The 17,056-nt window shown below is 60.2% G+C and carries 16 protein-coding genes and 1 pseudogene; 9 read left to right on the top strand and 8 right to left on the bottom strand.

Features of this window, described 5'->3' with window-relative positions; all coding sequences use genetic code 11:
* Positions 1-38: 38 nt before the first annotated feature.
* The 5 genes from dnaA to NKG95_RS15700 all read right to left on the bottom strand — a co-directional run bounded on the left by dnaA (position 39) and on the right by NKG95_RS15700 (position 5,773).
* Entirely contained in the window at positions 39-1,586 is a 1,548-nt protein-coding gene (dnaA, locus tag NKG95_RS15720) for a chromosomal replication initiator protein DnaA (RefSeq protein ID WP_031194174.1), read from the bottom strand.
* 838 nt (positions 1,587-2,424) lie between these two features.
* Positions 2,425-2,691, bottom strand: coding sequence for a 30S ribosomal protein S20 (gene rpsT, locus NKG95_RS15715; protein ID WP_023676922.1), 267 nt, complete (start codon positions 2,689-2,691; stop codon positions 2,425-2,427).
* 160 nt (positions 2,692-2,851) lie between these two features.
* Entirely contained in the window at positions 2,852-3,625 is a 774-nt protein-coding gene (locus NKG95_RS15710; RefSeq protein ID WP_023719544.1) for an enoyl-CoA hydratase, read from the bottom strand.
* A 23-nt stretch (positions 3,626-3,648) separates the two neighbouring features.
* Positions 3,649-4,539, bottom strand: a complete 891-nt coding sequence (gene mutM, locus NKG95_RS15705) for a bifunctional DNA-formamidopyrimidine glycosylase/DNA-(apurinic or apyrimidinic site) lyase (protein ID WP_353041400.1) — start codon at positions 4,537-4,539, stop codon at positions 3,649-3,651.
* Entirely contained in the window at positions 4,532-5,773 is a 1,242-nt protein-coding gene (locus NKG95_RS15700) for a phosphopentomutase (protein ID WP_353041399.1), read from the bottom strand. The genes mutM and NKG95_RS15700 overlap by 8 nt, the downstream gene beginning before the upstream one ends.
* A 159-nt stretch (positions 5,774-5,932) precedes the next feature.
* Between NKG95_RS15700 and NKG95_RS15690 the strand changes: the two are divergent.
* Positions 5,933-6,857: pseudogene (locus tag NKG95_RS15690) on the top strand (PhnD/SsuA/transferrin family substrate-binding protein).
* Positions 6,858-6,885: 28 nt separating this feature from the next.
* Here the strand turns inward: NKG95_RS15690 and NKG95_RS15685 are convergent.
* From NKG95_RS15685 to NKG95_RS15675, 3 genes are all read right to left on the bottom strand, one after another.
* Positions 6,886-7,506, bottom strand: coding sequence for a TadE/TadG family type IV pilus assembly protein (locus tag NKG95_RS15685; RefSeq protein WP_023719540.1), 621 nt, complete (start codon positions 7,504-7,506; stop codon positions 6,886-6,888).
* Between the two features lie 30 nt (positions 7,507-7,536).
* Positions 7,537-8,097 carry a TadE/TadG family type IV pilus assembly protein gene (locus NKG95_RS15680; protein WP_353041507.1) on the bottom strand — a complete coding sequence of 187 codons (561 nt, stop codon included), beginning with the start codon at positions 8,095-8,097 and terminating at the stop codon, positions 7,537-7,539.
* Between the two features lie 150 nt (positions 8,098-8,247).
* Positions 8,248-8,670, bottom strand: coding sequence for a pilus assembly protein N-terminal domain-containing protein (locus tag NKG95_RS15675; protein WP_353041393.1), 423 nt, complete (start codon positions 8,668-8,670; stop codon positions 8,248-8,250).
* 345 nt (positions 8,671-9,015) lie between these two features.
* On the opposite strand from NKG95_RS15675, the gene NKG95_RS15670 reads away from it, so the two are divergent.
* The 8 genes from NKG95_RS15670 to NKG95_RS15635 all read left to right on the top strand — a co-directional run bounded on the left by NKG95_RS15670 (position 9,016) and on the right by NKG95_RS15635 (position 17,055).
* Complete coding sequence (locus NKG95_RS15670; protein ID WP_023719537.1) at positions 9,016-9,189, top strand: Flp family type IVb pilin; 174 nt, start codon at positions 9,016-9,018, stop codon at positions 9,187-9,189.
* Positions 9,190-9,338: 149 nt separating this feature from the next.
* On the top strand, positions 9,339-9,857 hold the full coding sequence (locus tag NKG95_RS15665; RefSeq protein ID WP_353041392.1) for an A24 family peptidase: 519 nt from the start codon (positions 9,339-9,341) through the stop codon (positions 9,855-9,857).
* Between the two features lie 191 nt (positions 9,858-10,048).
* A complete protein-coding gene (cpaB, locus tag NKG95_RS15660) occupies positions 10,049-10,864 on the top strand; it encodes a Flp pilus assembly protein CpaB (RefSeq protein ID WP_023719535.1) in 816 nt (271 codons plus the stop codon).
* Positions 10,861-12,387, top strand: coding sequence for a type II and III secretion system protein family protein (locus NKG95_RS15655; protein WP_023719534.1), 1,527 nt, complete (start codon positions 10,861-10,863; stop codon positions 12,385-12,387). The genes cpaB and NKG95_RS15655 overlap by 4 nt, the downstream gene beginning before the upstream one ends.
* Positions 12,388-12,401: 14 nt before the next feature.
* Positions 12,402-13,136, top strand: coding sequence for a CpaD family pilus assembly protein (locus NKG95_RS15650; protein WP_023719533.1), 735 nt, complete (start codon positions 12,402-12,404; stop codon positions 13,134-13,136).
* 54 nt (positions 13,137-13,190) lie between these two features.
* Complete coding sequence (locus NKG95_RS15645; protein ID WP_023719532.1) at positions 13,191-14,474, top strand: CpaE/TadZ family protein; 1,284 nt, start codon at positions 13,191-13,193, stop codon at positions 14,472-14,474.
* 29 nt (positions 14,475-14,503) lie between these two features.
* Positions 14,504-16,012 carry a TadA family conjugal transfer-associated ATPase gene (locus NKG95_RS15640; protein WP_023719531.1) on the top strand — a complete coding sequence of 503 codons (1,509 nt, stop codon included), beginning with the start codon at positions 14,504-14,506 and terminating at the stop codon, positions 16,010-16,012.
* A gap of 29 nt (positions 16,013-16,041) precedes the next feature.
* The gene (locus tag NKG95_RS15635; RefSeq protein WP_023719530.1) at positions 16,042-17,055 is read left to right on the top strand and encodes a type II secretion system F family protein; all 1,014 of its coding nucleotides are present in this window, start codon (positions 16,042-16,044) and stop codon (positions 17,053-17,055) included.
* Position 17,056: the final 1 nt, after the last annotated feature.

Here is a 17,056-nt window from a genome sequence, read left to right as displayed (position 1 = left end):
AAAAGGCCGAAGTCCGCGAGCCGGCGTTTTTCGCGCCGTCAGGCCTGGTCGTTGATCAGCCTTCTCAGCAATTCGAGTTCCTGCGCCAGTGTGTTGTCGACGCCTGAAAGATCCTCGATCTTGCGCACGGCATGCAGCACCGTCGTATGGTCACGGCCGCCGAAACGCCGCCCGATCTCCGGCAGCGAGCGCGGCGTCATCACCTTCGACAGGTACATGGCGACCTGCCGTGGCTTGACGATGGTGCGTGTGCGCCGGTTGGACAGAAGTTCAGTCTTCGACACGTTGTAATGGCGTGCGACGATGCGCTGAATGTCCTCGATACGCACCCGCTTCGGCTCGCCGGAACGATAGATGTGGCCGAGGATCTCGTCGATGCGGTCGATGGTGATCTGCGGTTCGAAGGATTGGCGAAACAAAAGCTGGTTGAAGGCACCTTCGAGCTCGCGCCCGCTGCCGGTCACCGTGCGGGCAACGTGATTGAGGATCTCTTCGGAAATATCGAGCGACACATCGTCGAGCTTGGCGGTGGCAAGCCTGAGCTTGAGCATACCGATGCGCATGGCGAAATCCGGGGCCGACATTTCCAGCGCGACGCCGCCGTTGAGGCGCGAGCGGACGCGCGGCTCCAGCGACTCCAATTCCGACGGCGGCCGGTCGGCAGCGACCACCACTTGCTTGGCGCTGTCGAGCAGCATGTTGATCAAATGGCAGAATTCATGCTGGATCGACTTGCCCTGCAGGAACTGCATGTCGTCGATGATGAGAAGGTCGATGTCGCGAAGCTGTTCTTTCAGCGTCAGTGCGTTGTTGTCGCGAATCGCGGTGGCGAACCGCCACATGAAATATTCAGCCGTCAGATAGACGACCCGCGATTTCGGGTTCTGCTTCAGCGATTCTGCGGCGATCGCCTGCAACAGATGCGTCTTGCCCAGCCCAACCGTCGCGTGAAGAAAGAGCGGATTGAAGCGCACCGCGCTCGACTGTGATTCCGCGACCGCCTTGGCAGCGGCAAAAGCCACTCGGTTCGATGGTCCCTCGATGAAGGAGGTGAAAGTGTAGCGTGGATCGAGCGGCGAACCGAGCACATTGTGCCGGAACTCTGTCTCTGCCGGCATTCCTGGGCGGGGTGCCGGGACCCGCTCGACCCTGCTGGGGCTCGCCGTGCCCGCAGAGAGAGCGGTTTGCGTCTGCCTGGTCATCTTGCGTGCCGGGGCCACTTCCGGCTCGACGCTGTTGCGGCCCTGGCGTGTGGCGGTGCGAACGACGATCTCGATCTTGAGGATCTCCGGATCCTCGTGCTTCCACAACTCGGCGATGAGATCGAGATAGTGGCCGTTGATCCATGAACGCAGGAATGCGGTTGGCACCGAGATGCGGACAATGCCCTTGGAGGATTCAGCGACCTTCATGCGCCCGAACCAGCTCGAATAGACCTCGGTTCCCAGACGCGCCTTCAGCTGGGCCTTGACCCGATCGAACTTCTGTTCAGCTTCATTGGAAGCCGCCATGTCGTTCCTTCCGATTAACGTTCCAGGAAATGGGAGGTCGCCCGTAAGCTCCCTTTCGATGCCGCCGCTCTGCATGATCGAGTTCCTTGTCTCTTGTACCTGTTTTCCGCCGGGGATGCGCCTCCTGCATCCATGTTTCCGGCGACCGTGTCTTCGCTGCGACACCATCGCCACCGCCGGCTGATGAATCGCCTCGTTATCGGTCCGGCGCCGAAGTGCCGATCCGCCTTGGTCATGTCAGGGCAATAAAATGCCGTCCGGCGAAAAACGCCGGCGCACCGTCGACCTGCCATGTACAATTACGCCAGTCCCCTACCGTATCAAAAAGACAAACCAACCCCGTCCGCGGAGTTGAATCCGCGTTGTAAACTCTGCCAATTTGAGCTGGCCGGTTTCAGGCTGGTCAAGGGCCAAGGGCCCGTCCCTTCGATGGACAGACATTACCGAAATCGCTGTGGATAGGGCAAGGCCACCCCTAACGGATTTTTAAGGAATCTGACTAGCAAGGGACGGTTCGGACGCCATGCCGCAACAGTTGATTTTGACAAAGCCATTGTGATTCAAACCCTTTTCCGGCGAATATGAAAAAGGCCACACAACGCGAAATTTTCTGAAATAATTCACTTGACAGCCAATTGTCGCCTATCGACCGCGGCCGATGTGAACAAGCTGTGGATCACCATCTGTAAACTGCTGAAAAGAAACGGTAATCTGTGACGCTCGGAAATTTTCGCATTGGCGGTTTCGAAGGCTGCGAATATCAGCGGGCATGTATATGCCGGCAAAGCATTTCGAACTTTGAAATGCACGCGGAGCGCCGTTTTGCGGGCTTTCTTTTAAGTACTTGCCGGCAAACGAAAAAACCCGGCGCGATCGGCCGGGTTTGAAGAAGCGCAGTTCAGGAAAAGGTATATTAGGCCGACAGCACCTTGACCCGTTGGGCCAGCCGCGACACCTTGCGCGATGCCGTGTTCTTGTGCACGACACCCTTGGTCGCGGCCCGCATCAATTCCGGCTCGGCCACCTTGAAGGCAGCCTGTGCGGCCGCCTTGTCGCCGGCCGCGAGCGCCTCTTCGACCTGGCGGATGTAGGTCCGGACGCGGGAGCGACGGTTCTTGTTGATCGCTGCGCGACGGGCGATCTTGCGCGTTGCCTTTTTGGCCGAGGAGGTATTGGCCATGGTGCCTCTCTTCTGATCTGGTGGGCGCTTGCGGGATACCGCGGGGCGCAAAAAACAAACGGGCAGCCACAGGGCCGCCTCGGTAGGTGCGGCTTATAGTTCAGCTTTTCCGGCGCGTCAACGCTGCGGCGCGTTCTTTTTGGCCGGTGCCTTCGTCATCTCATCGGTTCGTGAAATTCGGCTTCCGCTTGCCGGTGAAGGCCGCCATGCCTTCCTTCTGGTCGTCCAGCGCAAACAGCGAATGAAACAGCCGGCGCTCGAACCGCAGGCCCTCGGTGAGCGTCGTCTCATAGGCGCGGTTGACGGCCTCCTTCGCCATCATCACCGATGGCAGGGAAAAACCGGCGATCTTGGCCGCTGCCTTAAGCGCTTCCTCGATCAACTCGCCGGCTGGCACGACGCGCGAGACCAGGCCGGAACGCTCGGCCTCGGCTGCGTCCATCATTCGCCCCGTCAGGCACATATCCATCGCCTTCGACTTGCCGACGAAGCGGGTCAGGCGCTGCGATCCGCCCATGCCGGGCATGACACCCAGCGTGATCTCGGGTTGGCCAAACTTGGCGGTATCGGCGGCGATGATGAAATCGCACATCATCGCCAGTTCGCAGCCGCCGCCCAGAGCGTAGCCCGCCACCGCCGCGATGATCGGCTTTCGTGCCCGCGTAAATTCTTCCCAGCCGACGAAGAAATCCTGCAGATAGGCATCCACATAGGAGATCGACTGCATTTCCTTGATATCGGCACCTGCGGCGAAAGCCTTTTCCGAACCAGTGATGACCATAGCGCCGATGTCGGCATTTGCGCCCATGCTGTTCACCGACGCAACCAGTTCCGCCAGCACTTGTGAATTCAGCGCATTGAGCGCTTGCGGCCGGTTCAGCGTAATCAGCCCGACCTTGCCGCGGGTCTCGACGATGATGGTTTCATAGCCCATGCTTGCTCCTCCTCGCTTGTGTTTCAAGCCTGACAGGTCCGGCAGTGGAAGGTTGAGCGACCGCTTTGCACGATACGCTCGATGTGCCCGCCACAACCAGGCTTGGAGCAGGCCTCGCCCTCGCGATCATAAACCGCGAAGGAATGCTGGAAGTAGCCCAGCGATCCATCGGTCTGCATATAATCGCGCAACGACGAGCCGCCGGCGGCGATCGCGTCGGCGACGACCGAGCGGATTGCTTCGGCCAGGCGTTCGCTCTGTTCTCTGGCTTTCTTGCCGGCTCTCGCGAGCGTGCCCGCTTTGCGCAGCGGTGACAGGCCGGCCCGCCAAAGCGCTTCCGAGACGTAGATATTGCCTAGCCCGGCGATCAGCCGTTGGTCGAGAAGTGCCGCCTTCAGCGGTGACTTGCGACCTTTCAGCAGCGAAGCGAGCAGAGCGCCGTCCAGTGCATTGCCTATAGGCTCGACACCTAATCCCGCCAGCATCGGATGCATGTCTGGCTCGTCTTCCGAAAACAGCATGAACCCGAAGCGGCGCGGGTCGTTGAAGATCACGCGAGAGCGGACGCCGGCAGGTGATGTGATGTCGAAGACGACGTGATCGTGAGCGGTGTTTTTCGAACGTTCATAGTGGAACGCGCCGGGTGTTGCACTCTCGTCGGCCGTTTCGACGCGAAACGAACCCGACATGCCGAGGTGGCAGATCAGCACCGGGCCGTTGTCCAGGTGTATCGTCAGATATTTGGCGCGGCGGCCGAGCGCTGCAATCGTCTTGCCGGTCAGCCGCTCCGAAAATCTCTCGGGGAATGGAAACCGCAAATCGGGCCGGCGTGCCTCGACACCGACGATGCGGGCACCTTCAAGGACCGGCTGCAGACCGCGCCTGACTGTCTCGACCTCCGGCAGCTCAGGCATGGCCGCTTATCGTGGCATGGAAGGAGGTGCCGTATGGGCCGGGCGCCAGCCCGAGATGTTCGGCCACGGTTTCGCCGATGTCGGCAAATGTCGTCCTCAGTCCAATGTCCGCGCCTTTGAAACCCGGCCGTGTGCCGATAACCGGAATACGCTCGCGTGTGTGGTCGGTGCCGCGCCACGTCGGATCGTTGCCGTGATCGGCGGTCAAAATGAGCAGATCGCCTGGCCTCAGCCGCGCGAATGCCTCCGGCAGGCGCCGGTCGAAAGCTTCGAGTGCGGCGGCATACCCCGCGACGTCGCGCCGATGTCCGAACTCGGTATCAAAGTCGACAAAGTTCGCGAAGACGAAGTCGCCGTCGCGGGCATCTTCCATGGCGCCAAGCGCTTTGTCGAACATCGCCATGTTGCCGGCAGCCTTGCGGACTTCCGAGATCCCCCGATGGGCGAAGATGTCGCCGATCTTGCCGATTGCGATAACCCGGCTGCCGCGCGCCGTCAGCCGGTCGAGCAGCGTCGGTTCCGGCGGCGGTACGGCATAGTCGCGACGATTATGCGTTCGCGCGAACGTGGCGGCGGTTTCACCGATAAACGGTCGTGCGATGACGCGCCCGATATTCAGCGGATCGACCAGCCCGCGCACTATCTTGCAGAAGTCGTAAAGCCGTTCCAGGCCGAAATGAACCTCATGCGCGGCGATCTGCAGGACGGAGTCGACCGAGGTGTAGCAAATCGGCTTGCCGGTGCGGATATGGTCTTCGCCGAACCGTTCGATGATCTCGGTGCCGGGGGCATGACAATTGCCGAGAATGCCGGGCACCTTCCCTTCACGCACCATTGCTTCGGTCAACTCGGCTGGAAAGGCGGGAATCGTGTCGGGGAAGTAACCCCAGTCGAAACGGACCGGCAGGCCGGCTATTTCCCAATGGCCCGATGGCGTGTCCTTGCCGCTCGAAACCTCCTGTGCCGCGCCGTGAAAGGCGGCGGCAAACTCGACGCTGCCGCCATTCTCGAACCTGAAACCCGTCGCCGTTGCCGCGGCATGGCCGAGGCCGAGCGATAGCATGTTTGGTACAAGAAGCGGTCCGCCACGCAGGCCTTCGCGATCGGCGCGGCCTTCCGCGCAGGCCTGCGCGATGTGTGCGAACGTGTTGGAGCCGGTGTCGCCATAGCGTTCGGCGTCGGCCGCGCCGCCGATGCCGAAGGAGTCAAGGACAAAAAGGGAGGCGCGTGCCATCAAAGGTTCATCATTGCCTGGGTGTTGACTCAGACATAGGGTTCCGCGCTGCCGTTGGCAATTCGGAAACCCGAACGGCACGGCTTGGCGTGCTGGTCCGGGAGAAACGAATCGCGGCATGGTCGATCTGCCGATCGAAATGCGCGGCATGGAGCTCGCATGAGGCCTGCCCTGAAAGCATTCGCTGCCGTACTGGCCTTGCTGCTGGATGCATCTTGCGCGAACCTGGCGCGTGCCGATTGGCGCGATGATATCGGAACGTTCCGTATCGGTATCGTCGCCGAGCCTGGCGCCGGCAACACCGTTCCAGGTCTGGCGCTGCTGACCGACGCCTATACCAAAGCGCTCGGCATGAAGGTGGAGTTTGTCGTTGCCGCGACTATACGTCGTTGATCGAGGCGCAGGCCAATGCGCGGATCGAATATGCAATCTATCGGCAACCGCCTACGCCGCCGCCTCCGAACGGTGCGGATGTGTCGAACCTCTCGCGGCGCCGCTCGATTCCGGCGGCGCCATCGGCATCCGCTCCGTACTGCTGACGCGCGACGGGAGGGTTCCCGATCTGATGGCCATGGCAGTCCATCGGGTCGTCATGGCGCCTTTCGACAGCGTCGGTGGTGCTTTGTTGCCGCTTGCCGGGCTGGCTGCAGACGGGGTCAACGTGGCGGAAGATGCGCCGTTTTTGACCCACGCCAATTCGGCTGCCGCAGCTGAAGCAATGCTGGTCGAGGGCGAGGCCGATGCCATATTCGGCTGGATCCCGGCTGTGGCAGAGGGACGGCCAAATCCTCCTGGCGGCACGGTGGCGAGGCTCGAGGCCGCAGGGCTCTCGAAATCGTCGCTTCAGGTCGTATGGACGTCAGGCCTGCTGAGATATGGCCCGCACACCGTCCGCAGCGATCTGGACCCCGAAGCCAAGCGCCGGCTCACCGTATTTCTCACCAATCTCAGATCAGCCGCGCCGGACATTTACGATCTTCTGGAGCCGAGACACTCCGGCGGGTTCGCTGTTGCCGGTCCGAGGGATTATGTGCTGGCTGCGGCCATCGTGCACCTGATCTCGGCCCGCGGTCACAAGCAGTAGCAACAGCCCGGTTAGCGGGCTTCAGGCGTCAGCAATCGCTGCACGGAATGGTCGGGCTCCTGCGCGGCCGTAGATAATAAGTTTCCGCCATCGATATCGAATTGAAGGCCGAGCTCAACCCGAACCGGCTTTGGCCATCCGCCGACCAGGTGATGATTGGCTTGTAGGCGAGATCGCTTTCGACCCGAATGAGGAAAGTGCCTTTGATCTTGAGCGCGCTCGGGACCGTTGTGGCGGAATCCTTGATGGCGTCGACGCTAGAGACACCATCGACTACTTTGCGCGACCACACGACCAAGACTTTCGGCGTCGTCTCGTCCGTGACCTGTATCGCCGTGATGATGATCTTCGGTTTCGAACGATTATAGGGCTGAAGCGTGGAACTGCCGATCGCGATGATGGCATCGAGATCGGCCGCCTTGATGGTCTGCTGCTGGGTGACAAGGTCCGCTACCATGCTGCCGATGCGGCTGACCTTCTTGCTGGTCTCGATGGCTTGCGAGGCCTCCATGGTCATAAAGTACATGATCAACAGGACAGGCACGATGAGGGCAAACTCGACAGCCGCAATACCGCGGCGGTCCGAGCAAAGCCGGACTGCTCTTGTACAAATCTCTGCGATGCCCAGCTGTGCCCCCGCACGAATCATGGCTTTGCCCTTTTCAAGCGACTACGTGGTTCAGTTGTCGAACGGCTCGTTCTGCCAAGTGATCGAAGCAAAATGCAGTGTTTTGCCATCCTTCAGATTGGCCATCGACTTGGCCATGAAGTCGGTCATCACCGGCCATTTGTAAAAAACCCGCAGCATGTTTCTCGACTCCGCCAGGCCCGGTGCGACGGTGAAGGTCTGTGTGTTCGTGCCCTTGGTCAACACGACATCGCCATCCTGGATCTTGAAACCGGCCAGCGCCGCATCGGCGAAGGTCGGATATTCGCGCAAATCCACCAGCAATCCGGGACAGGTCTTGGCGACCATGATGTCCAATTTGGTGCAGATCATATCCCGCAGCTTGGTCCCGGACACATCGGCCGGTCTTAACTGGCCGGTACGCAGTTGGCGCGCGATGTCGTCTGTGGCGTTTGCCATCACTTCTTGTGCGGCAAATGAAATACAGCTCTCCAGGATGGCGAAGACAAGAAGCGCGAATGGAATTGCAAGCATGGCGAATTCGATCGCCGTGCTTCCGCGTCGGTCGCCCAAAAACCGTCCGGGAAAACCTGCTCGTCCTGCCTTACTCATGTCCTCTACCTGCCGATTCCAGTTCTGCATCGGATCCCACCATTAGTCGGAACCGATTGAAGTCCGGTTGGAATGACCGTTAAATTCGGCGGAAAGGCCTTAACCAGGCAATAACCGAAGCGTTCCCGCAAAGGTGGAGAAGTCGGCTAGCTAATGCCCGGCGCTCATCTCGGCCTCAGAGGCCTTCTCGGCATCGCTCTTGTACGAGCTTTCGCAATATGGCGCGCAGGACATGGTCTGTACTTCGGCACGCCGATAGATGCGCACCGACGACGCTGCCTGGCGCACGACCGTTATTTGCTCATCGACGAGCGGGTTGCCCTCCTGATCGAGGACGACAAGATTGGTGACGCCAAATCCCTTGCCGGTCAGTACGATCGTCGATGCGTCCTGCACGGAGGCGTCAGCGATCGCCGGATTGCCGACGACAATCGTATCGGCGGTGCGCGACAATTTGACGATCTTTGCCTGGTTCATCGTGACCTCGATGCCGGCGCCTGCCTTGGCTGGAACGGCGAAAGCCGCTGCGGCAAGAACCACGGCAATTGGAAATGACGATCTCGGCCCGGCCATTGAGGCGCTCCCCGGCAACAAACTGTTCAACAGAACATGAACGAGATTGGTGAACCAACCGTTAAGCGGCTGGAGTTCAGGATTAAGCCGGAACCGGCATTGGGCTAGCAGGCACGGCTCAAACCTCTTTGCCGAATTGCGCCTTTTGCGCCCTTTGTTAGCCCGTGGACCCAGTGGCCGGTATTTTAGTCCTGGGTTAACTACACAATGTCATCGAAGCGGGAAAGGAATCGGTAAGCCTGTTTATTAAGCCGATCGAAACAGCTTCCGCTTACATTCACAGCATCCGATCAGCCATTAAGAGAAGTTGACGGAAGTGCTGTAACAATTGGAGTAGGAGCTCGAATGTCTAACCTCATCGCACGTTTTGTGAAGGACGAATCCGGCGCGACCGCTATCGAATACGGTCTGATCGCCGCCCTCATCGCGCTCGCCATCATGGTTGGCGCCGGCTCGCTCGGCAACGCGCTGAACGCCAAGTTCGACAAGATCGCCAGCAAGGTCAACGGCGTCAATTAAGCTACGCGGCCAGTCACTTTTCAAGAACAGGGGCCGCTCCGTTGCGGCCCTTGTTGCATTATAGTAACAAAACACTTTGAAGTCTCATCAATCGTTAATAGAATGTGCCTAGGTTAGGCTAGGTACAATTTGACCACAGGCGCGCGTCCATGCTTGAAGCCGTGATCTTCGTCGTCTTTCCGTTCTGCATGCTTTTTGCCGCGATCTCCGACATGCTGTCGATGACGATCGCCAATCGCGTGCCTGTGCTGCTTGTGGTTGTCTTCGCCTTGGTAGCGCCTTTGACCGGCATGGATTGGGCCACCTATGGCTGGCATTTCGCCGCCGCCGGCCTGGTTCTCGCGGTGACGTTCGGCCTGTTCGCGCTTGGCGGCATGGGCGGCGGCGACGCGAAGCTGCTGGCCGCCACTGCCGTGTGGATGGGACTGAATGTCCATCTCATCGAATATCTCGTCGCCTCGACATTCATAGGCGGCTTGCTGACGCTTGCCATTCTCGCCTATCGAAAATCGCTGCTTGCCGCCGTCACAAGCCACAATCCGTTCCTGCGCCATTTCGCCGATGACGCGACCGGTGTTCCGTACGGCATTGCGCTTGGCATTGGCGGTCTGCTTACCTATCCGGACTCGCCGTTAATGGCCTGGGCTCTCGCCAGGCTGGCGGGCTGATTTGCGTTACTCCGTTTGCGCCGGGCCTGGCGAGTTGGCGACGTCTTTCCTTCGGGCCGCGCTTGGTCGCTCTAATTTATGTAAACGTTAAATTAATCACGATCGTAAGTATAACATTAACCTTGTTTTGACGATTGCCGCTGCAAAGTCCGGCTTGGCCAGGTGGTTTGCCAAGGGCGAGGTTCGGACAGATGCCAGCATCCCGATTGATTATTCTAGGCGTGGCGATAGCCGCGGCCGGAGGTGCAGGCTATGTCGCGAAGAACATGGTCGCGCCTCCGCCGCCTCCGGTTGTCGATTCCGGCCCCCAAGCGCCGGCGATCGCGCTGCAGGACGTGCTTGTCCTTTCCGGCGATGTTCCGATGGGCAGTCCGCTAGAGAACAACATTTCCTGGGAGTCATGGCCGTCCGCCGGCATCAACGCAAATTTCATCACCCGCGCCGCCGAGCCTGAAGCGCTGGATAAGCTGAAGGGCGGCGTCGCGCGCGTGGCGCTGTATGCCGGCGAGCCGTTGCGGCGCTCGAAGTTGATCGGTGAGGGGCAAAGCTTCATGTCGTCGATCCTGCCCTCCGGCATGCGGGCTGTCGCCACAAGCATCTCGGCCGACACTTCGGCCGGTGGCTTTATTCTTCCCAACGATTTCGTCGACGTCATCATGACCCGCAGAGCCGATACCGCCAATGGCGGTAGTCCGGGCTTCACGACCGAGACTATCCTCAAGAACATTCGCGTCCTGGCGATCGACCAGACCATTCAGGAGGATGAGGAAGGCAAGAAGACCAGGGTCGGCCAGACCGCCACCCTGGAACTGACGCCGCAGCAGTCCGAGATCATCACCGTCGCTCAGCAGATGGCGGATCGCCTGACATTGGCACTGCGCTCAATCAAGGACAGCCAGGACAAGAATGTGGGGGAGGCCGACTACCTGGTTTCCGGCAATGGTCGGCGCGGAACGGTGCGGTTGATCAAGTCGGGCGAAGTTTCCGAAGTGGGGGCGAGGAAATGAAGCTAAAAACCAAACTGCCGGTCACCTTGGCTGCGGCGATCGGCCTGTTTCTCCTTGGAACGAATGCGTATGGCACTCTCGATGCCCATGCGGCGAACAATGCCAGGGTCACAGCCTCGACGGCCACCCAGCGAGTGAAGCTCGGGCTCAACAAATCGGTGGTCATCGACCTGCCGAGCGATGCCTACGATATTCTCGTTGCCAACCCCGCGGTAGCCGATGCGGTGACCCGCACCGCCAGGCGCATCTATCTATTCGGAAAGGCGGTCGGCGAGACCAACATCTTCGTCTTTGGCCCGAATGGCGAACAGATCGTCAGCCTTGATCTGGCGGTCGAACGCGATGTTGCCGGGCTGGAGGACTATATCAAGCGCTTCATCCCGTCATCGGAGATCAAGGTCGAGTTGCTGAACGACAATGTCGTTCTGACCGGAACCGTTGACACTCCGCTGGACGCCAAGCGTGCGCAAGACCTGGCGGAGATCTTCGTCTCAGGCGGCGAAGCGACCACGGGTCAATATTCGCAGACCGCTGCCGGCGGCTCCGCCGATGCCGGCGTCGACATCAACAATCCGGACACCGAGCGCCGCGTCAGCAAGATCGTCAACCTGCTGCAGATTATCGGCGACGACCAGGTGACGCTCAAGGTGACGGTTGCCGAAGTCAGCCGCTCGGTGATGAAGCAGCTCGGCGTCAACATGATCGGCAGCGGCAGCAGCAACGGCATCAGCTGGAGCGCGTTAAGCGACAATTTCACCGGTTTAGGCAAGTCGCTGTCGAACTCGGGCCTCTCTATCAGCAGCTCGACGCTGCAGGCCTATATCAACGCCATGGAACAGTCCGGCGTCATGAAGACTCTCGCCGAGCCAACATTGACGGCCGTATCCGGCGAGAAGGCGACCTTCAAGGTCGGCGGTGAATATAACATGGTGACCGGCGTTTCCGAAGCCGTCTCCAACGATAACCAGACAGGTCTGAAAACCTATTCAGTCGAGAAGATCGAATATGGTATTGGCCTGGAATTTCAGCCGGTGGTGCTGTCTCCCGGCCGCATCAGCCTGAAAGTCAGGACGTCGGTCTCCGAGCCGACAACGGAAGGGTCAGTATCTTATTCCGAAGGCGTAAAAAGCCTTGGCATGAACGCCTTGTCGCTTCGCAAACGCTTGGCCGACACGACGGTGGAACTGCCTTCGGGCGGCTCGATGATGATTGCCGGGCTCGTCCGCGACGATGTCAGGCAAGCCGTCAACGGCTTGCCTGGCCTGACAAAGATTCCAGTGCTCGGCGCGCTCTTCCGCAGCAGGGATTTCGTTCGCAACGAGACCGAGCTCGTCATCATCATCACGCCCTATCTGGTGAAGCCGGTGGCGCGCAACGACCTTGCCAAGCCTGACGACAATTTCAACGCCGCCAGCGACGGGGCCGCCATGTTCCTTGGACGTGTCAACCGCGTCTACGGCACCATGCAGACCGACAAGCCCAACGGCCGTTATCACGGCGTTGTCGGCTTCATCTACAAGTAAGCGGGGAAGCGGACATGTCTCAGTCAGCATCGAAGACAAAGGCGATCACCGCGATGCGGTCGGTCCATTTGCGAATCTGGCGGCCCGCCGTTCCCATCATGGCGGTCGTGATGGCGGCATCACTGGCCGGCTGCGCCAATCGCGACAGCGTCACGGTCGGTGCCATACCGGACGACTATCGCACCACCCATCCGATCGTCATCGCCGAGAAGATCCAGAAGATCGACCTTCCGGTCGGCGCCGGCGACCGTGGCATGACCAGATTCCAGCGCGACACGCTCCTGGGCTTTCTGGACGGATACGACAGGAGCGCGGCTCCGGTGCTGACGATTGAGGTCCCGAGCGGCTCGGCTAACGAAATCGCAGCGGCCGCGGCCGGCCGCGATTTCGCCAGGCTTGCCATAGCCAGCGGCATCAGCCGGAAGCGGATCGCCGTGCGGTCCTATCAATCCGTTTCGGCCGAAGCGTCCGCCCCGGTCCGTGTCGCCTACGTCTCGGTGAAGGCTCAGACGGACAAATGCGGGCGCTGGCCGGAAGACCTTCTGGAGACTTCGGAAAACAAGCATTATGCCGATTTCGGCTGTTCGTACCAAAACAACCTTGCCGCCCAGATGGCCAATCCGGCCGATCTGATCGGGCCGCGCAAACAGACTCCCATCGACGCGGCAAATCGGAGCGCGGTGATCGACGTCTATCGCGACAGAGGAATTTCGGACGAACTCCTCGGCAATTCGGAAGTCGAATATTAACGAGTGTTGAGGCTCAACAGACCTAAGCCGCGCAAGTCACTGAAAGAGATGACAATGAGCAATCTTGCCTATGACACAGAGGTAGCAGGCGGCGAAACCTCGGAGCAGGATATTGCCGCGATGCAGGCGTTGCGGCCGATCCCGCGCATTTCGATCCAGGCGTTCTGCGAGACCGAAGGCGTAGCCAATCCGGTCGAGCGCGCTGGCGAGGATCGCCGTATGGCCAAGGCCCATCTGAAGGTGCATATGGGGGGCATCCCCACCGCTATCGAATTCTACCAGTCTGCGCCGACACCGAACCTGATCCTGCTTGAATCGCGCAGCGAGCCGAAGCTGTTGCTGGAACAACTCGCCCAGCTCTCCGAGCACTGCGATCCGACCTCCAAGGTGGTGGTTGTCGGCCATTACAACGATGTCGGCCTGTATCGCGAACTCATCCGTTCGGGCATTTCCGAATATGTCATCGCCCCGGTATCGATGGCCGACATCGTCAGCGTGGTGTCCTCGATCTTCGTTGATCCGGAAGCTGAGCCGATCGGCCGCTCGATTGCCTTCATCGGCGCCAAGGGCGGCGTCGGCTCCTCGACAATAGCCCATAATGTGGCTTGGGCCATGTCGTCCCTTTTCAAGTCCGAAGTGGTTGTCGCCGATCTCGACCTCGCCTTCGGAACGGCCAACATCAATTTCGACCAGGACCCGGCGCAGGGCATTGCCGAGGCGGTCTTCTCGCCGGAACGCGTCGACGAGGTCTATCTCGACCGGCTGCTCGCCCAATGCGCCGAGCACCTGTCGCTGCTTGCGGCACCTTCGACCCTGGAGCGGGTCTACGATTTCGAGCCCGACGCCTTCACCCAGCTTATCGACATAGCCCAGCGTAGCGCGCCGCTCCTCGTGCTCGATGTCCCCCATGTGTGGGCCGGCTGGACCAAGAACACGCTGGTCAAGGCCGACGAGATCGTTATCACGGCGACGCCCGAACTGGCCAATCTGCGAAACACAAAGAACCTGGTCGACATGCTGAAGCGGCTTCGTCCAAACGATCCTGCGCCAAAGCTTGTGATCAACCAGGCCGGTGTGCCGAAACGTCCCGAGATTACGCCGTCCGATTTCTCCGAATCCCTCGGCCTTTCGCCGATGTCGGTCATCCCGTTCGAGCCGCTTTTGTTCGGAAATGCCGCCAACAACGGACGTATGCTCGGTGAGATGGATGCCAAGAGCCCCGTCGTCGCCACGATCAACGAGATTGCCCATGTGCTGACGGGGCGCAGCGAAATCAAGGTGAAGAAAAAGGCTGGCCTCGGCAACCTGCTCGGCAAGCTTTCGCGCAACAAGAAGTGATGCCGCAGCGGTGGAATTGGTAAGCGATCATGTTTGGTAAAAGAGGCAGCGACGACGGCAACCGGACCATCCCGGAATTCCGTCAGCCAGCACCCGCACCTGCCGCGCCGGCGGCCGCGAACCCTGTGGAAGCGGCGGTAGCTGCCAGGCCCGGGGCGCTGCCGCCATCCGGCGCGCCTGCAGGGCCGGCGGTTCGCCGTGCGGTCGAGCCGCCGCCATTGGCGCCGGAGCCGAAAAGGATTCAGCGTGAGCGCAGCGAGAGCTATTACGACACCAAAAGCCAGGTCTTCTCCGCACTCATCGACACGATCGATCTGTCGCAGCTCGCCAAGCTCGATCCCGAAAGCGCGCGCGAGGAAATCCGCGACATCGTCAACGACATCATCGCGATCAAGAACTTCGCGATGTCCATCGCCGAGCAGGAAGAGCTTCTCGAGGATATCTGCAACGACGTCTTGGGCTACGGGCCGCTGGAGCCACTGCTTGCCCGCGACGATATTGCCGACATCATGGTCAATGGCTCCAAGAACGTCTACATCGAGGTCAACGGCAAGGTCGAGCAGACCGGCATCCGTTTCCGCGACAACCAGCAGCTCCTCAACATCTGCCAGCGTATCGTCAGCCAGGTTGGCCGCCGCGTCGATGAATCAAGCCCAATCTGCGATGCGCGTCTTCCTGATGGCTCCCGTGTCAACGTCATCGCACCGCCCCTGGCCATCGACGGCACCGCCCTTACCATCCGCAAGTTCAAGAAGGACAAGCTGACGCTCGACCAACTGGTCAAGTTCGGCTCGATTTCGCCGCAAGGCGCCGAGATTCTCAAGATCATCGGCCGCGTCCGTTGCAACATTGTCATTTCGGGCGGTACCGGCTCCGGCAAGACGACGCTGCTCAATTGCCTGACCAACTATATCGACCGCGAGGAACGCGTTATTACGTGCGAGGACTCGGCTGAGCTGCAATTGCAGCAGCCACATGTGGTGCGTCTCGAAACACGTCCGCCCAACCTTGAAGGTGAGGGCGAAGTGACCATGCGCGACCTGGTCAAGAACTGTCTGCGCATGCGGCCCGAGCGCATCATCGTCGGCGAGGTGCGTGGACCCGAAGTGTTCGACCTGTTGCAGGCGATGAACACCGGCCATGACGGCTCGATGGGAACGATCCACTCGAATAGCCCGCGCGAATGCCTCAACCGTATAGAGTCAATGATCGCCATGGGCGGCTACACGCTGCCGCAAAAAACCGTACGCGAAATTGTCGTCGGCTCCGTCGACGTGATCATACAGGCTGCACGCCTGCGCGACGGATCGCGGCGCATCACCCACATCACCGAGGTGATCGGCATGGAAGGCGACGTCATCATCACCCAGGACATCGTTCTCTATAACATCAAGGGCGAGGATGCGAACGGCAGGTTGCTGGGCGAGCACGTGTCGACCGGCATCGGCCGTCCGCATTTCTGGGAGCGCGCCCGCTACTATGGCGAGGAGCAGCGCCTAGCCGTTGCACTCGAGGCGATGGAGAAACGCGCTGACTGATCCGTCTGGAAGCGTGGGGGCCAGGGTCGATGTTCGGGATTGACAGCACCGTATTGGCATTCGTCGTGCTCGCCGGCTTCAGCGCCGGCGCAGTGGCCTATGCTTTCCTGTTCAATCGGATCAGCACCGAGAAGCAGGTCGGCAAGCGGCTTGAATCGATCAAGACCGCCGAGACGGATCGTTCCGTCGTCAAGGCTTCGCGCGATCGCGTGGCGGAAGCGGCCAAGCGTCGCAAATCCGTCCAGGATTCGCTGAAGGATCTCGACCAAAAGCAAAAGTCCAACCAGAGCCTGGTCAAGAAACCACCGCTGAAGATCCAAATCCGCCAGGCCGGCATGAAGGTCTCGATTGAGCGCTTCTATGTCTATTCGGCGGTCTGCGGCGTCGTCTTGACGGCTTTGGTCTATTTCATCGGCGCACCGCTGCTGGTCTTGCCGGCTGCGCTGCTGGTCGGTGTCTTGGGTCTGCCGCGCTGGTTCGTCTCGTTTCGCCGCGCACGCCGCGTCAAGGCGTTTCTCAACGAATTTCCGAACGCGCTCGACATCATCGTGCGTGCAGTAAAATCTGGCCTGCCGCTGAACGACGCCGTGCGCCTGATCGCCAATGAATCCCCCGAGCCGGTCAAGACCGAGTTCCGCCGCATCGTCGATTCGCAGCAAATGGGTTTGTCGATCCCCGACGCGGCCATGCGCATGCCCGAAACGATGCCGTGCACCGAGGCGAGCTTCTTCGGCATCGTCATCCAGATCCAGTCTCAGGCTGGCGGCAATCTTTCCGAAGCGCTGGGCAATCTTTCGCGCGTGCTTCGCGACCGCAAGAAAATGAAGGCCAAGGTCCAGGCGTTGTCTATGGAAGCCAAGGCATCCGCCGTGATCATCGGCGCGCTGCCTTTCGTCGTCGCCTTTCTCGTCTATCTGACGAGCCCGAACTACATCATGCCCCTCTTTACCACCAGCACCGGCCATCTGATCCTCGGTTGTTCCGGCGTCTGGATGTCGATGGGTATCCTGGTAATGCGCAAGATGATGAACTTCGAAGTCTAGG

Origin of the sequence: Mesorhizobium sp. M1423 (genome assembly GCF_040317575.1) — a bacterium.
GTDB lineage: Bacteria > Pseudomonadota > Alphaproteobacteria > Rhizobiales > Rhizobiaceae > Mesorhizobium.
The sequence above is the reverse complement of the archived record's forward strand: the minus strand, read 5'-3'. Positions and strand labels throughout refer to the sequence as shown.